We start from the raw sequence: 14,087 nt of genomic DNA on the forward strand, positions 1-14,087 counted from the left end.
TGTGGCTCACCTGTGGCCCTTCGATCGTGTCCGGGAACGCCTCAGACATGATCCATGGTGGTCAGCCGGCGGTGGGCGTCGGCCCCGGCCCGCGCGGCCTCCTCTCCCGAGACGGTGCGCAGTTCGCCGTCGTCCACGACGGTCCGGCCGCCCACGAGCAGCCGGGCGAGCGGCGGGGTCGCGCCGTACGCGAAGGCGACCACGGGATCGTCGATCGCGGCGTGGAAGCCGCCGAGCCGCCACAGCGCCACGTCGGCGAGCTTGCCGAGCTCCAGTGAGCCGATCTCGGCCTCCCGGCCGAGGCAGCGGGCGCCGCCGAGGGTGGCCATCTGCAGGGCCTGGCGGGCGGTCAGCGCGCGCGGGCCGTAACGGGCCCGCTGCGTGAGCACGGCCATGCGGATCTCCCCCGCCAGCGGGGTCATCTCGCTGGAGGCCGCGCCGTCGACGCCGAGCCCGACCGGCGCGCCCGCGGCCAGCAGGTCGGAGATCCGGGCGATGCCCGCCCCGAGACGGCCGTTGGACGACGGGCAGTGGGCCGTGCCCGTGCCGGTCTCGGCGAAGCGCCGCACGTCCTTGTCGGTCAGATGGACGCAGTGGGCCAGCCACACGTCGGGACCCAGCCAGCCGAGCCGGTCGAGATACTCGACGGGCAGCACGCCGAACTGCTCCCTGCAGTGCTCGTCCTCGTCGGCTGTCTCCGCCACGTGCGTGTGCAGCCGTACGCCGCGGGCGCGGGCGAGGTCGGCCGAGCGGGTCATGAGTTCGCCGCTGACCGAGAACGGCGAGCAGGGGGCGACCGCGACGCGCAGCATCGACCCGAACGACGGATCATGATATTTCCGGATCGCGTCGTCGGTGGCCTGGAGGATCTCGTCGACCTCCTCCACGACCTCGTCCGGCGGCAGGCCACCGCGCGAGGCGCCCCGGTCCATCGACCCCCGGCAGGGATGGAAACGCAGCCCGACCCGCCGCGCGGCCTCGATCTCCGCCTCGAAGAGGTCTCCCCTGCCCTTGGGGAAGACGTAGTGGTGGTCGGTCGAGGTCGTGCAGCCCGACAGGGCCAGCCAGGCCAGCCCCGCCGTCGCGGCGCCCGACACCACCTCGGCGTCCATCCGGGCCCACAGCCGGTAGCTGGCCACCAGCCACTCGAACAGCGTGCCGTCCGGTGTCACCCCCTGGGACGCCCACTGGTAGAGGTGGTGGTGGGTGTTGACCAGGCCGGGGGTGACCAGGCAGCCGGAGCCGTCGACGCGTTCCGCCCCCTCCGGCACGCGCGGCGCCGGGCCGGGACCGACCGCCGTGATCAGACCGTCCTCCACGACGACGTGGCCGGACGCGGTCTCCTCCCCGGCGACGGGGACGACGTAGGCGTTCTCGATGACGACCGGACGCGGGCTTTCGGGCAACGGAACCCCCCGGAGGCGGACGATGGCGGGATCGTGGTTCGTCATGGGCGGGGGCCTAGGCCGTCCCCGCGCGGCGGGCGGCGGCCAGGCGCACCGCGTCGAGGATCTTCTCGTATCCGGTGCAGCGGCACAGGTTGCCGGCCAGGGCCTCCCGGATGTCGGCGTCCGGCGGCACGCCGTCGGCGCCCGTGAGCAGCGCGTGGGCCTGGACGACGAGACCGGGCGTGCAGAAGCCGCACTGCACGGCCCCCGCGTCCACGAACGCGCGCTGCACGTCGTTCAGCCCGCTGTTCGGTCCGCTGCTCGGCCCGCTGTTCAGCCCGCCGCCGAGTGCACCGTCCGGTCCGCCGCCGGAGGCCGCCAGGCCCTCGACCGTCACCACCTCGCGTCCCTCCGCCTGACCGGCGGCGACCAGGCACGCGCAGACCGGGGTGTCGTCGAGATAGACCGTGCAGGAGCCACATTCGCCCTGCTCGCAGGCGTTCTTGGCGCCCGGCAGGCCGAGCCGCTCGCGCAGGACGTACAGCAGGCTCTCGCCCTCCCACACGTCGTCGGCCGTCATCGGGCGGCCGTTCACCGTGAGGTTCACCCTCATGCGCTCCCCCTGCGGTCGCCGGCTCTGAAGTCGTCCCATGCCCAGCCGAGCGCGCGGCGCGCCATCACGGCCAGCGCGTGCGTGCGGTAGGCGGCGCGGCCCCGCACGTCGTCGATCGGCGCGGCGGAGGCGGCCACGAGTTCGCCGAAGCGGCGCGCCGCACCGGGATCGAGCGGGCCGCGGTCGTCCCAGTCCAGTTCCCCTGCCGCGAAGTCCTCGGCCCGCCGGGCGTGGCGCGGGGTCGGCGCGGCCGAGCCGATGCCGGTGCCCACCCGGCGCACGGACGGGTCCAGCGCGACCGCGAACGAGCACACCGCGATCACCATGGCGTTCCTGGTGCCGATCTTGGAGAAGTACTGCGGTCCTGTGGCGGCCGGGACGCGCACGGCGCGGATCAGCTCGTCGGGGGCGAGCGCGTTGCGCTTCACGCCGGTGTAGAACTCCCCGATCGGGATCAGCCGGGTGCCGCGCGCCGACTCGGCCTCCACGACCGCGCCGCAGGCCAGCAGCGGCGGGTGGCTGTCGCCCGCGGGCGAGGCCGCGCCGAGGTTGCCCGCGACCGTGCCCCGGTTGCGGATCTGCGGCGAGCCGACCGTGCGGGACGCCTGGGCCAGGCCGGGAAGTTCGGCCCCGAGCTCGGCGATCAGCCGGGAGTAGGTCACGCCCGCGCCCACGCGGATCTCGCCGCCCTCCCGCGACCACTCCCGGAGCTCGGCGATCGGGGTGAGGTCGAGCAGGGCGGCCGGGCGTCCCTTGTCGAGGTTGATCTCCACCATGACGTCGGTGCCGCCCTGGATCGGTGTGGCCTCGGGCCGCTCGGCCTTCAGCGCCAGGGCGTCCACCCAGGTCAGCGGTCTCAGGAAGTCCATCGGCTACTCCCAGGCCGGTCCGGCGGCGGGCGCGTCCTCGCGCAGCACCGTGCCCTCGATCAGCCCGTACGGCCGGTCGGCGGCGAAGAAGACCTCACCGTCGTTGTCCAGCCCGAAGGGCGCGAGGTCCACCAGGAAGTGGTGCTTGTTCGGCAGCGACAGCCGCACCTCGCAGACTCCCGGGCACTCGGCCAGCACCCGCGTGCCCATGGCGTACAGCGTCTGCTGCAGGGACAGGCTGTAGGTGTCGGCGAAGGCCGCGAGCAGGGCGCCCCGCGCGTTCTCGTAGGTCTTGTCCCAGTCCTGGGAGGCGTCCGCGTGCCGCCACGCCGCGTCCACCGCGGTGGCCAGGACGCGGTCGCGGGTCTCCGGCAGCGTCGTGTACTCGTCCCTGGCGAAGCCCCAGAACTCGGAGTTGGTCGTGTTGAGCACGACGAGGTCGCGCAGCCCGGAGACCACCCAGGACCGCGTCCCGTCGTGGTGGGCCACGCAGGTGCGGACCTCCCGGCCCGAGCGGACGAACGAGTGCCCGAACGCGCCGTTGCGCTCCCAGGCGTGCTCCTCGACGGCGACCCTCGCGTGGTGGATCGCGGGCTGGGAGTCCGCGAAATGACGGGCCAGCAGCAGCGCGAAGTCCTCGATCATCCCGATGCCGTGCTTCTTGGCGAACGCGAAGACCGTGTTCTTCTGCGTGTCGGTGGGCAGGACGGCGCTGTTGTCCCCGCTCAGGTGCACCTCGGTCATGTCGCCCGACAGCGACGTGCTGACCGTGAGGTCCTTGATCCGGTGGGCGTCGCCGTGCCGGGTCACCCGCACGACCCTCGTCTCGGCCTTGCCGTACCTGTTCGGCCCCAGAACGGCCACGTCAGCTCCCCCGGTAGGTCGAGTAGGCGAACGGGCTCAGCAGCAGCGGCACGTGGCAGTGCTCGCCGGCCTCCCGGATGGCGAACACGACGCTCACCTCGGGGAAGAACGCCTCGTCCCCCAGGTAGGCGCCGGTGTCGAACACGAGCCGGTAGGTGCCCGGGCGCGGATCTTCGGCCAGGTCCCACTCCCGGCCCAGCGGCGTCCATTCCCGGATGCGGCCGTCGCCGTCGGTGCGGCCCTCGGCCACCGGCACGAAGCCGTGCGCGGCGCGCCGCGACAGCCGTACGAACAGGTCCTTGGCCGGCCGCCCGGCGGCGGTGTCGAGCACGTGCGTCGAAAGGCTCACCGGCCCTCCCAGAGCTTGGCCAGCCGCATCGCGACGATCTTCGACAGCTCGTCCCTGACGACCTCGCGCTCGGTCTCCTCGTCGTTGCCGAGCCGGTCCCGCAGCAGCGCCAGCAGTTGGCCGGCCTCCCGGCCCGTCGCGCAGACCAGGTAGACGTGACCGAACCGGCTCTCGTAGGCGGCGTTGCCCTCGCGGAGCGCGCCGAGCACCTCCCGGCTGGCGTCCGCGGTCCCGGACTGCTCGGACCGCGACCACGCGGCCTCGCGTCCCGCGCCGTCAGGCCGCTCGCCGATCCTCGGGTGCGCCGCCAGCGCCTCCAGCACGTCGTCCCAGGTCAGCGCCGCGAGAGCCGCCTCGCTCGCGCGGCGGAGCCCGTCGAGATCCCGGAACGGCCCGCGCGCGGCGACCGCCTCCAGCCACCTGGCGGAGGCGCAGCAGGACCGCAGGTCCTCCCGGCCGAGTTCGCGCATGCCCGTCAGTCAACCGCCGGGCCCGAGGCGATTCCAGCGGCGCGAAGTCCGAACCGGACGCCCTGCTTCCAGCGCCGCTTTGTACGTTGTGACAAAGGGGCTGCGGCAAAAGGGGCTGCGGCCAAAGGGGCTGCGGCCAAAGGGGCTGCGGCCAAAGGGGGGCGGCACCAGCCTGCGCCAACGTCCTACGCCAATACTCTGTGCCAATACTCTGGGGGCATCATGACTCCTTCCACTCTCATCGGCGGACACGTCTTCGTCGCCGGTGGCCTCGCCAAGGGCGGGCTGAAGTACGCGGCCGACATCGGCGCGGAGATGATCCAGGTTTTCGTCACCAACCCGCGGGGCTGGGCGCTCAGCGAGGGCAACCCCGCCGAGGACGCCAAGCTCCGCGAGTCGGGCGTGCCGGTCTTCCTGCACGCCGCCTATCTCGTGAACTGCGGGTCGCCGACGCCGGAGACCCTGGAGAACTCGATCGCGGTGATCCGCCACACCCTGCGCAGGGGCGCCGAGACCGGCGCGCTCGGCGTGGTCGTCCACACCGGCTCGGCCGTGAGCCAGTCGCGCGAGGCCGCGATGCGCCAGATCCACGAGCGCCTGCTGCCGGTGCTGGACGAGCTTCCGGACGACGGCCCCGACCTGCTGCTCGAACCGATGGCGGGCCAGGGCCAGATGCTCTGCGCGACCGTGCAGGACCTCGGTCCCTATCTGGAGGCCCTCGACCACCACCCCAAGGTGGGCGTGTGCCTCGACACCTGCCACGCCTTCGCGGCGGGGCACGACCTGGCCGCGCCGGGCGGGGTGAAGGAGATGATGGACGCCCTGAACGACGTCGCCCCCGGCCGGCTCAAGCTGATCCACGCCAACGACTCGAAGGACCCCTGCGGCTCCAAGCGGGACCGGCACGAGAACATCGGGGCCGGGCACATCGGCGCCCAGGCGTTCGGCGAGCTGATGCGCCACCCCACGGCCGCCGGGGTGCCCATCTGCATCGAGACGCCCGGCAAGGTGGAAAAGCACCGCGAGGACATCGAACTGCTCAAGAAGCTGCGCGGCGCCTGACCGGTGCCCCCGGGACCGCCGGTCACCGCGCCGCGGCGGGGTAGCCGACGTTCTGAGGTAGCGGCCCCGCGTTCAGGGGCAGCCGCACCCCGCCTTCAGGGGCGGCCGCACCCCGCCTTCAGGGGCGGCCGCACCCCGCCTTCAGGGGCGGCCGCACCCCGCCTTCAGGGGCAGCCGCCCTGGGGGAAAGCGAGGATGGGGCGTTCGCGGCGATCCGGCGCCCCCGTATGGCCGGATCGCCGCGCACCCCCCGATACGCGTTGGCGGGGCCCTTCCCCCCCGAGTAGGGCCCCGCTTGGTAACCAATCGGTGACAACCTGCTCACTTTGTGATTACCCCGCGTGTCTTGCGACGTGCGAAAGACTACGAGGTGTAGTTGGGCGGGGGGATGGCCCTTCGGACGAGCGGTCTCTAGTTAGCGCCATGCGGCCCGCTCCCGCACGACGAGCGGGCCCCGGGAGACGACGAGCGGTAGATCGGGGCGCGCGAAGACGCCCCGGCCGGCCCGCGCGCCTCCCGACGAGTGTTGCGCAGCTCAGCCGCCGAGGCGGCGGTAGCGCCGGGCGGACAGGGGCAGGAAGACGAGCGTGATCAGCAGCGGCCAGCCGATCGCCAGCGTGAGGGCGTGCTCGGCGGCCCAGGAATCGCCCTGCCAGCCGGGGTTGCCGAACAGCATCCGGCACGTGGCGACCGTCGCCGACAGCGGGTTCCACTCCGCGATCGCCCCGAGCCATCCCGGCAGGAGCACCGGGGACACGAAGGTGTTGGCCAGCATCGTGAGCGGCAGCAGCGGCAGCCAGGCCGCGCTCGCCGCCTCCGGGGTGAGCGCCAGCCCGAGGTAGATCCCCACCCAGATGAGCGCGAAGCGCAGCAGGAGGAGCAGGCCGACGGCGGCCAGGGCGTCGCCGATCCCCCGGTGCCAGCTCCATCCGGCGACCAGGCCGCACGCGAGCAGGATCAGCAGTTCGAGCACCGAGTTGACGATGTCGGCGAAGGCGCGGCCGAGCACCACGCCGGGCCGCGAGATCGGCATCGAGCGGTAGCGGTCGGTCACCCCGCGGGCGGTCTGCAGGCTGACCACCGTCATCGTGGTCATCACCCCCATCGCCATCGTCTGGGAGAACATGCCCGGCATCAGGAACTCGCGGTAGTCGCCGCCGCCCGCGACGTTCATCGCGCTGCCGAGGACGTAGCCGAACAGCACGACCATGACGATCGGATACAGCGTCAGGTTGAGGACGGCGGCCGGGTTGCGGACCCAGTGTTTGAGGTTGGTGCGGGCGATGACCGACGCGTCCGACAGCGTCCAGCGCAGCCGCTCGCCCCGCCGGGGCGGCGCGTCCGGGGCGGCCAGGGCGCTCACGCCGCCGCCTCCGCCGTCAGGCTCAGGAACACCTCGTCCAGCGTCGGACGGCGCAGAGAGACGTCCTCGACCTCGATGCCGCGCCGCTCCAGCTCGCGTACGACCGTGGTGAGCGCCCCGACGCGGTCGCGCACGGGGGCGGTCAGGCGGCGGGCGTCCGCGTCGGCCACGGGCTCGGCCTGCGCGACGCCCGTGAGGACCGCGGCCGCGTCGCCGAGGCGGCCGGGATCGCGCACGACGAGGTCGAGGTGGTCGCCGCCGATCAGCGACTTCAGACGCTCGGGGGTGTCGTCCGCGATCACCCTCCCCCCGTCGATCACGGCGATCTGCCGGGCGAGCTGGTCGGCCTCGAACAGGTACTGCGTCGTCATGAGCACGGTGCTGCCGGCGTCCGCGAGCCCGCGCACGGTGCGCCAGACCTCCGTGCGGCTGCGGGGGTCGAGCCCGGTGGTCGGCTCGTCGAGGAAGAGCACGCGCGGGGCCTGAAGGAACGCGGCGGCCAGGTCGAGACGCCGACGCATCCCTCCGGAGTAGTGCCTGACCCGCCGGTCGGCCGCCTCGGACAGCCCGAACCGCTCCAGGAGCTCGCCCGCGCGGCGGCGTGCCGCCGCCGCGCGGAGGTGGTGGAGCCGCCCCCACATCTCGAGGTTCTCCCGCCCCGTGAGGATCTCGTCCACGGCCGCCTCCTGCCCGGCCAGGCCGATGCGGCGGCGCACCTCGGCCGGCTGCCGCGCGACGTCGAACCCGGCCACGAGCGCGCGGCCGGAGTCCGGCCGCGCCAGCGTGGTCAGCACGCGGACGGCGGTGGTCTTGCCCGCGCCGTTCGGGCCGAGAAGCGCGCACACGCTCCCGCCGGCGACCCTCAGGTCGAACCCGTCGAGCGCTCTGGTCTCGCCGTAGCGCCTACCCAGCCCCTCGGCGACGATGGAGTAAGAGTTCATAACTCCATAATGGGACTTTGATGTCTCATTATCAACCACGAACGCCTCCTAATGGAGGCGCTGCTAGCCTTCCGGGGGTGACCGACACCAGGGAATCGGGCACGCGCAGCCGTACGCGCCGTGCCATCCTCGCCGCGGCGGCCTCGGTCCTCGCCCGCGACCGCGGCGCGACGCTCGCGGACATCGCCGAAGCCGCCCAGATCGGCCGCAGCACGCTGCACCGCTACTTCTCCGACCGGCAGGACCTCGTGAACGCGGCCGTCGTCGACTCCTTCCGCGTGGTGGAGAGGTCGACGGCGGGGGCGGCCATCGACCAGGGCCCGCCGCTCGAGGCGATGCGCAGGCTGATCGCCGCCCTGGTGGACGCCGGGGACCGCCTGGCGTTCCTGTTCGGCGACCCCCGGGTGCTCGAGGAGTTCACGGCCTGCTTCGAGCCCGATCTGTCGGTGCCGACCACCGTCACCCTCATCGAGCGCGGCCAGGCCGAGGGGGTGTTCGACCCCGGCGTCAGCGCCGAGTGGATCCAGCAGGTGCTGTGGGCCCTCACCTACACGGGCTGGGAGGCGGCCGAGAAGGGGCTGCTCCCCCGGCACGGCGTCGCCGCCGCCGTGACCCGCGCATTCGAGAGCGGCATGGTCGTGTCCCCGGCCCGCCCCTGAGGCGCCGCAGGGTGCGGCGTGATCGTGTGGAGGCTCAGGGACGGAACTGGCGGACGAGCTGCTCGCGCACCTGCCGGGTGTGCCGCCTGCTCACCGGCAGCGTCTCGCCGCCCACCTGCAGGACCACCCGCCCGGCGTCGAAGCGCAGCTCGCTGACGTGCCGGGCGTTGACGAGGGTGCTGCGGTGGGCCCGGACGAACCCGGCGCCGCCCCAGCGGCGTTCCAGCGCCGCGAGGGACATCCGCACGAGGTAGGCGGCGTCGGCCGTGTGCAGGCGCACGTAGTCGCCGTGGGCCTCGGCGTAGCACACGTCCTGCCGGGCCACGAACTTCGTGCGGCCCCCGAGCTCGACCGGGATCGTCTCCAGGTCCTCCTCTGTGCCGGGAGGCGCGACGGCGGCCGAGAGCCGGCGTACGGCCTCCGCCAGGCGTTCCGGGCGTACGGGCTTGAGCAGGTAGTCGACGGCCTCCAGCTCGAACGCCTGGACGGCGCAGTCGTGGGCGCTGACGAAGACCAGGCGGGGAGGCGTGGGGAAACCGCCGATGAGCCGGGCCAGGTCGAGGCCGTCGAGGCCCGGCATGCGCACGTCCAGGAAGACGCCGTCGAGGCGCTCCCCGTCAGCGATCATTTGGACCATGTCGTGCAGGGCGGCCCCGCCGTCGGTCGCCGTGCTCACGTACTCCACCCGGGCGTCCTGGCGGAGCAGGAAGGCGAGCTCGGACAGGGCGGGGACCTCGTCGTCCACCGCGAGGACACGCAGCATGGCGTCCACCGTGCCGCGTGCCCCGCCCTCCGCGCAAGGGGTGACCGAGCGGTAGGTGACATTCCCGATACTCTCCGCCACCGTCGTGGCCGATGCCGAGGCCACCTCCACTCCAAGACTAGGTAGAGCTATTCGGCTTTTGCCGCCTGCAAGGCCTTTTGTCCGCCACGGCTGCTTACCGTTGACAGGAAGACCAGGCCCAACGAGGAATTTCGATGAGCATCAGGCCGGGCACGTTCCTTCCCTTCTCCCACTCCATCCAGGCGCGCGTGACGCTGACCGTGGCGGCGGTGTCCCTGCTCGTCGCCGCGGTGATCGGGGCCGGCCTGTGCCTGCTGCTCCGGCACCGGATCGAGAGCGAGATATTCAAGGAGACGCGTCGCGTCGCCACCGAATGGATCGGCCTGATGGAGCGCGGGCAGGTTCCGCCGCCGGCGCCGACGGCGCGGGTCCCGCTCGTCCAGCTCGTCGACTCGCGGGGCCGGGTGGTGACGGCCGGGCCCATGGCCGGCGGTCGGCCGCTGAGCACGGTCCGGCCGACCGAGGAGAACCGTTTCCGGGACGTGATCGAGTGCGCCGAGAGCGAGCGGTGCGTCATGCTCACCGCCGCCCGGGTCCCGTCGTTGCAGTCCTGGGAGCTCTGGCGGGGCGAGCCCCACTTCGTCTACACCGGCACGGACCAGCCGCCCGCCCTGCGCGGGTGGCGGCTGGAGTTCCTCGTCGGCGCCGGCGGGGTGCTGCTGGCCGCTCTGTGGACGTGGACGACCTGGCGGGCGACGGGTCGCATCCTGCGCCCCATCAACGCGATCCGGCAGCGGATGTCGGAGATCAACGCCAACGACCTGTCCCTGCGGGTGCCGGAGCCGTCCGGCCGGGACGAGATCGCCCGGCTGGCGCGGGCCGCGAACCAGACGCTCGGCCGGCTGGAGTCGGCGGTCACGCGGCAGCGGGAGTTCGCCGCCGTCGTGTCCCACGAGCTCAAGTCCCCGCTCACCGGCCTGCGCACCGGGCTGGAGGAGGCGCTGCTCTACCCGGAGATCGACGCACGCCAGGCGATCGCCAGGTCGCTGCCTGCCGCCGACCGCATGCAGCAGATCATCGACGAGTTGCTCGCCTTCGCCCGGCTGCGCAACACGCCGTGCTCGTCCGAGCCGGTCGACCTCGGGGCGCTCGTGCGCGCCGAGGCGGCGCGCACCACGGGCGTGCCGGTGCGCGCCAGGGCCGAGCCGGACGTGCGGGTCCTCGGCAACCGTGTGCAGCTGGCCAGCATCGTGACGAACCTTCTGGTGAACGCGCAGCGCCACGCCAGCGGCCAGGTGGACGTGAGCGCCGAGCGCGCCGGTGCCCAGGCGCTGGTGGTGGTGCTGGACGACGGCGACGGCGTCGGCAAGGAGGACAGGGAGCGCATCTTCGAACCCTTCACCCGCCTGGAGGCGGGACGGCGCCTCGACCCCGACGGCAGCGGTCTCGGCCTGGCCCTGTGCCGGGCGATCGCGGTGGCGCACGAGGGCAGCCTGTGCGTCGAGGACTCCCCGCGCGGCGCCCGGTTCGTCCTCCGGCTCCCGCTCCTGACCGGCTGAGCGCCCGGCCCGGCCGTCGGGGTTCAGGAGCGCGCCGGGACGGCCCGGGGACGGGTCTTGGGGATGCGCAGCCGGATGCGGGTCCCCTTGCCGGGCGCCGTCTCGACCATGAGCCCGTAGTCCTGGCCGTAGAGGTGGCGCATGCGCACATCCACGTTGCTCAGCCCGATCCCGCTGCTCTCCTCGGCGAGCGCGGCCCGCAGATGCTCGGGGTCCATGCCGACGCCGTCGTCCTCGACCCAGATGTGCGCCTCCGGCCCGGCGTCCCTGATCACGACCCGGACCTCGCCCGGCATGCCGTGCTTGATGGCGTTCTCCACCAGGGGTTGCAGGCACAGGAACGGCACGTCGACCCGCAGCACCTCGGGGGCGACCTGGACGGTGAAGCGCAGCCGGTCGCCGAACCTCGCCTGCTCCAGCAGCAGGTAGCGGTCCACGCAGCTCAGCTCGTCGGCGAGGGAGGTGAAGTCGGCCGCCCGGCGCAGCGCGTACCGGATGAAGTCGGCGAAGTCGAGCAGCAGCTCGCGGGCGCGCTCGGGATCGGTCCGGACGAACGAGGCGATCGTGGTGAGCGAGTTGTACACGAAGTGGGGCGAGATCTGCGCCCGCAGGGCCCGCGCCTCCGCCTCCAGGGTCCGCCTGCGGGAGGCGTCGAGTTCGGCGAGTTCGAGCTGGCCGGACATCCAGCGGCCCACCTCGGCCGCCGTGCGCACCATGGCGGCGCCGATCTCCGCGTCGTACACCGCGAGCGCGCCGACCGCCCGCCCTTCCACGGTCAGGGGGACGACCACCCCGTGCCGGTCGCCGCCCGCGGCGGGGGCGCGGCGTGGCCTGCCGCCCGCCATGGTCGCGCGCACCTCGGCGAGGACCGCCTCGTCCGCCGGCACACCCGTGCCGTCCCTGGCCAGGACGCGGTCGCTCGTGGCGACCACCAGGCCGGCGGTGCCGAGCAACGTCCGCAGGTGCCGTGCGGCGCGGCGGGCGGAGCCGCGGGTGAGCCCGGCGCGCAGCGAGCCCGCCGCCCGCCCGGCGACGCGCAGGGCGAGGAGCGTCGCCTCCCCCGGCAGCTCGCCGGGGGCCGGCCCGCGGCAGGCGAGGGCGCGGCCCAGTGCGCCGCCGCAGACCCCGCAGAGCGCGCACAGCGCGACCCAGACGGCTGAAGACACGCCGGACACCGTAGCCGCTCGGCGGCCTCACGGAGGGCCGTCGCCCGGATCCTCCTGATATGAGTAGCGCTGCTCCTTCCAGGGATCGGCCACGTTGTGGTAGCCGCGATCCTCCCAGAAGCCGCGCCTGTCCTCGGTCAGGTACTCGACCGCGCGCACCCACTTCACGCTCTTCCAGGCGTACAGGTGCGGCACCACGATCCGTACGGGATAGCCGCGTTCGGGGGACAGCGGGTTCTCGTCGAGGTGTGTGGCGAACAGCGTGGTCGGGCGGTCGAAGTCGGACATGCGCACGTTGGCGCTGTAGCCGTACTCGGCCCAGACCATGACGTGGCGCACGCCCGGCGCCGGGGGGACGCGGTCGAGCAGCACCGACGTGGGAACGCCACCCCACTCGTTGCCCATGAGGGAGAACTTGGTGACGCAGTGGAAGTCCGCGACGACCGTCGTCCTGGGCAGCGCGGAGAACTCCTCCCACGAGAACTCGTGGACCCGGCCCGAGGCCGTGGCGCCGAACACCTGGAAACGCCACGTCTCAGGGCGGAACGCCGGGACCCGCCCGTAGTGGACGACGGGCCGTCCGCGCGGGACGTACTGGCCCGGCGGCAGGCGCGTCTCCTCCTCAGGTTTCTCCGGCACGCACGCCATCCTGCCATCCGCCCGGAGGACGGCCGCACCGGACCCCGGAGGTGCGGGTGCGGCACGATCAAGGAAGACGTGCGCTATATTGCGTCACATGCGCACCGCTTGGTCGTTTTGGTATGGCGACGGACCCGTGAGGACCGATCGCCTCCATGCGCTGCGCTGACAGCCACGGCGAACGAAGGCCCCGGGTCCACACGGACCCGGGGCCTTCGTCGTTTTCCGGACCCGCACCGTTCACAGCGACAGGAGTCACCATGGTCATCGTCATGACCCCCGAGGCCACGCAGGACGACATCGAGGCGATCGCCGACCTCGTCGCCGCCGCCGGAGGGGAGGCGTTCGCGAGCCGCGGCGTGAACCGGACGATCGTCGGCCTCATCGGCGACGTCGAGCAGTTCGCCACACTGAACCTGCGCGCCATGCCGGGCGTCGCGGACGTCGTGCGGGTCTCCACGCCCTACAAGCTCGTGACCCGGGAGAACCATCCCCAGCGCTCCACGGTGACCGTGCGCGGCGTGCCGATCGGCCCGGACACCGTCACCCTGATCGCGGGCCCGTGCGCGGTCGAGACGCCGGAGCAGACGCTGGAGGCCGCGCTGATGGCCAAGGCGGCGGGCGCGACGCTGCTGCGCGGCGGCGCCTACAAGCCGCGCACCTCGCCGTACGCCTTCCAGGGACTGGGCGAGGAGGGCCTGCGGATCCTGGCCGACGTGCGCGAGCAGACCGGCATGCCGATCGTCACCGAGGTCGTGGACGCCCACGACGTGGCGCTCGTGGCGTCGTACGCCGACATGCTGCAGGTCGGCACCCGCAACGCGCAGAACTTCGCGCTGCTGCAGGCCGTGGGCGCGGCGGGCAAGCCGGTCATGCTGAAGCGGGGCATGACCGCGACCATCGAGGAGTGGCTGATGGCGGCCGAGTACGTCGCCCAGCGCGGCAACCTCGACATCGTGCTGTGCGAGCGGGGTATCCGCACCTACGAGCCCGCCACCCGCAACACGCTCGACATCTCGGCGGTCCCGGTCGTGCAGCGGCTGTCGCACCTGCCGGTGATCGTGGACCCGTCGCACTCCGGCGGCCGGCGCGACCTCGTGCTGCCGCTGTCGCGGGCCGCGGTCGCGGTCGGGGCCGACGGCCTGATCGTCGACGTCCACCCCCACCCCGAGCAGGCCCTGTGCGACGGCCCGCAGGCCCTGGTGAACGGGGACCTGGACGACCTCGCGGCGGTCATGCGCGACTTCCCCCCGCTGCTGGGCCGCACCGCGACGACGACGGCGTCCCCGATCCCCGCCTGAACCCGTCGCGCCCGGACCCGGTCCGCCGGGGCCCGGGAACCGCGTCAGGCGGTCCCGGGC

General features: G+C 73.2%; 15 protein-coding genes. 4 read left to right on the forward strand and 11 right to left on the reverse strand.

Annotated features, from left to right (window positions below; translation table 11 throughout):
- Positions 1-41 precede the first annotated feature (41 nt).
- The 6 genes from HHX35_RS01755 to uraD are packed head-to-tail and all read right to left on the reverse strand — an operon-like array spanning position 42 to position 4,553.
- Positions 42-1,451 carry an 8-oxoguanine deaminase gene (locus HHX35_RS01755; RefSeq protein ID WP_182897263.1) on the reverse strand — a complete coding sequence of 470 codons (1,410 nt, stop codon included), beginning with the start codon at positions 1,449-1,451 and terminating at the stop codon, positions 42-44.
- Positions 1,452-1,461: 10 nt separating this feature from the next.
- Positions 1,462-2,001, reverse strand: coding sequence for a (2Fe-2S)-binding protein (locus HHX35_RS01760; protein ID WP_182897264.1), 540 nt, complete (start codon positions 1,999-2,001; stop codon positions 1,462-1,464).
- On the reverse strand, positions 1,998-2,870 hold the full coding sequence (locus HHX35_RS01765) for a xanthine dehydrogenase family protein subunit M (protein WP_182897265.1): 873 nt from the start codon (positions 2,868-2,870) through the stop codon (positions 1,998-2,000). The genes HHX35_RS01760 and HHX35_RS01765 overlap by 4 nt, the downstream gene beginning before the upstream one ends.
- A 3-nt stretch (positions 2,871-2,873) precedes the next feature.
- The gene (gene pucL / locus HHX35_RS01770) at positions 2,874-3,734 is read right to left on the reverse strand and encodes a factor-independent urate hydroxylase (RefSeq protein ID WP_182897266.1); all 861 of its coding nucleotides are present in this window, start codon (positions 3,732-3,734) and stop codon (positions 2,874-2,876) included.
- Between the two features lies 1 nt (position 3,735).
- Positions 3,736-4,083, reverse strand: coding sequence for a hydroxyisourate hydrolase (gene uraH, locus HHX35_RS01775; RefSeq protein WP_182897267.1), 348 nt, complete (start codon positions 4,081-4,083; stop codon positions 3,736-3,738).
- Positions 4,080-4,553: a 2-oxo-4-hydroxy-4-carboxy-5-ureidoimidazoline decarboxylase gene (gene uraD, locus HHX35_RS01780; RefSeq protein ID WP_182897268.1), complete on the reverse strand. Its 474-nt coding sequence runs from the start codon at positions 4,551-4,553 to the stop codon at positions 4,080-4,082. Before uraD ends, uraH begins: the two co-directional genes overlap by 4 nt.
- A 222-nt stretch (positions 4,554-4,775) precedes the next feature.
- Between uraD and HHX35_RS01785 the strand changes: the two genes are divergently transcribed.
- On the forward strand, positions 4,776-5,615 hold the full coding sequence (locus HHX35_RS01785; RefSeq protein WP_182897269.1) for a deoxyribonuclease IV: 840 nt from the start codon (positions 4,776-4,778) through the stop codon (positions 5,613-5,615).
- Positions 5,616-6,150: 535 nt separating this feature from the next.
- On the opposite strand, the gene HHX35_RS01790 is transcribed toward HHX35_RS01785, so the two are convergent.
- Together HHX35_RS01790 and HHX35_RS01795 are read right to left on the reverse strand one after the other, a co-directional pair.
- Entirely contained in the window at positions 6,151-6,978 is an 828-nt protein-coding gene (locus HHX35_RS01790; RefSeq protein ID WP_310738843.1) for an ABC transporter permease, read from the reverse strand.
- Positions 6,975-7,919: an ATP-binding cassette domain-containing protein gene (locus tag HHX35_RS01795; RefSeq protein WP_182897270.1), complete on the reverse strand. Its 945-nt coding sequence runs from the start codon at positions 7,917-7,919 to the stop codon at positions 6,975-6,977. The genes HHX35_RS01790 and HHX35_RS01795 overlap by 4 nt, the downstream gene beginning before the upstream one ends.
- A gap of 77 nt (positions 7,920-7,996) precedes the next feature.
- Between HHX35_RS01795 and HHX35_RS01800 the strand changes: the two genes are divergently transcribed.
- Positions 7,997-8,578 carry a TetR/AcrR family transcriptional regulator gene (locus HHX35_RS01800; protein WP_240808920.1) on the forward strand — a complete coding sequence of 194 codons (582 nt, stop codon included), beginning with the start codon at positions 7,997-7,999 and terminating at the stop codon, positions 8,576-8,578.
- Positions 8,579-8,612: 34 nt separating this feature from the next.
- Here HHX35_RS01800 and HHX35_RS01805 read toward each other — a convergent pair whose 3' ends face one another.
- On the reverse strand, positions 8,613-9,341 hold the full coding sequence (locus tag HHX35_RS01805; protein WP_182897749.1) for a LytTR family DNA-binding domain-containing protein: 729 nt from the start codon (positions 9,339-9,341) through the stop codon (positions 8,613-8,615).
- Positions 9,342-9,556: 215 nt separating this feature from the next.
- On the opposite strand from HHX35_RS01805, the gene HHX35_RS01810 reads away from it, so the two are divergent.
- Complete coding sequence (locus HHX35_RS01810) at positions 9,557-10,921, forward strand: HAMP domain-containing sensor histidine kinase (RefSeq protein WP_182897272.1); 1,365 nt, start codon at positions 9,557-9,559, stop codon at positions 10,919-10,921.
- 23 nt (positions 10,922-10,944) lie between these two features.
- Here the strand turns inward: HHX35_RS01810 and HHX35_RS01815 are convergent, their stop codons facing one another.
- Complete coding sequence (locus HHX35_RS01815) at positions 10,945-12,087, reverse strand: histidine kinase (RefSeq protein WP_310738844.1); 1,143 nt, start codon at positions 12,085-12,087, stop codon at positions 10,945-10,947.
- Positions 12,088-12,114: 27 nt separating this feature from the next.
- Positions 12,115-12,735: a sulfite oxidase-like oxidoreductase gene (locus HHX35_RS01820; RefSeq protein ID WP_182897273.1), complete on the reverse strand. Its 621-nt coding sequence runs from the start codon at positions 12,733-12,735 to the stop codon at positions 12,115-12,117.
- Between the two features lie 251 nt (positions 12,736-12,986).
- Between HHX35_RS01820 and aroF the strand changes: the two genes are divergently transcribed.
- Positions 12,987-14,027 carry a 3-deoxy-7-phosphoheptulonate synthase gene (gene aroF, locus HHX35_RS01825; RefSeq protein WP_182897274.1) on the forward strand — a complete coding sequence of 347 codons (1,041 nt, stop codon included), beginning with the start codon at positions 12,987-12,989 and terminating at the stop codon, positions 14,025-14,027.
- Positions 14,028-14,087 lie beyond the last annotated feature (60 nt).

The sequence above is a fragment of the Microbispora sp. H10830 genome, from assembly GCF_014161375.1.
In the GTDB taxonomy this organism is placed as follows: domain Bacteria; phylum Actinomycetota; class Actinomycetes; order Streptosporangiales; family Streptosporangiaceae; genus Microbispora; species Microbispora catharanthi.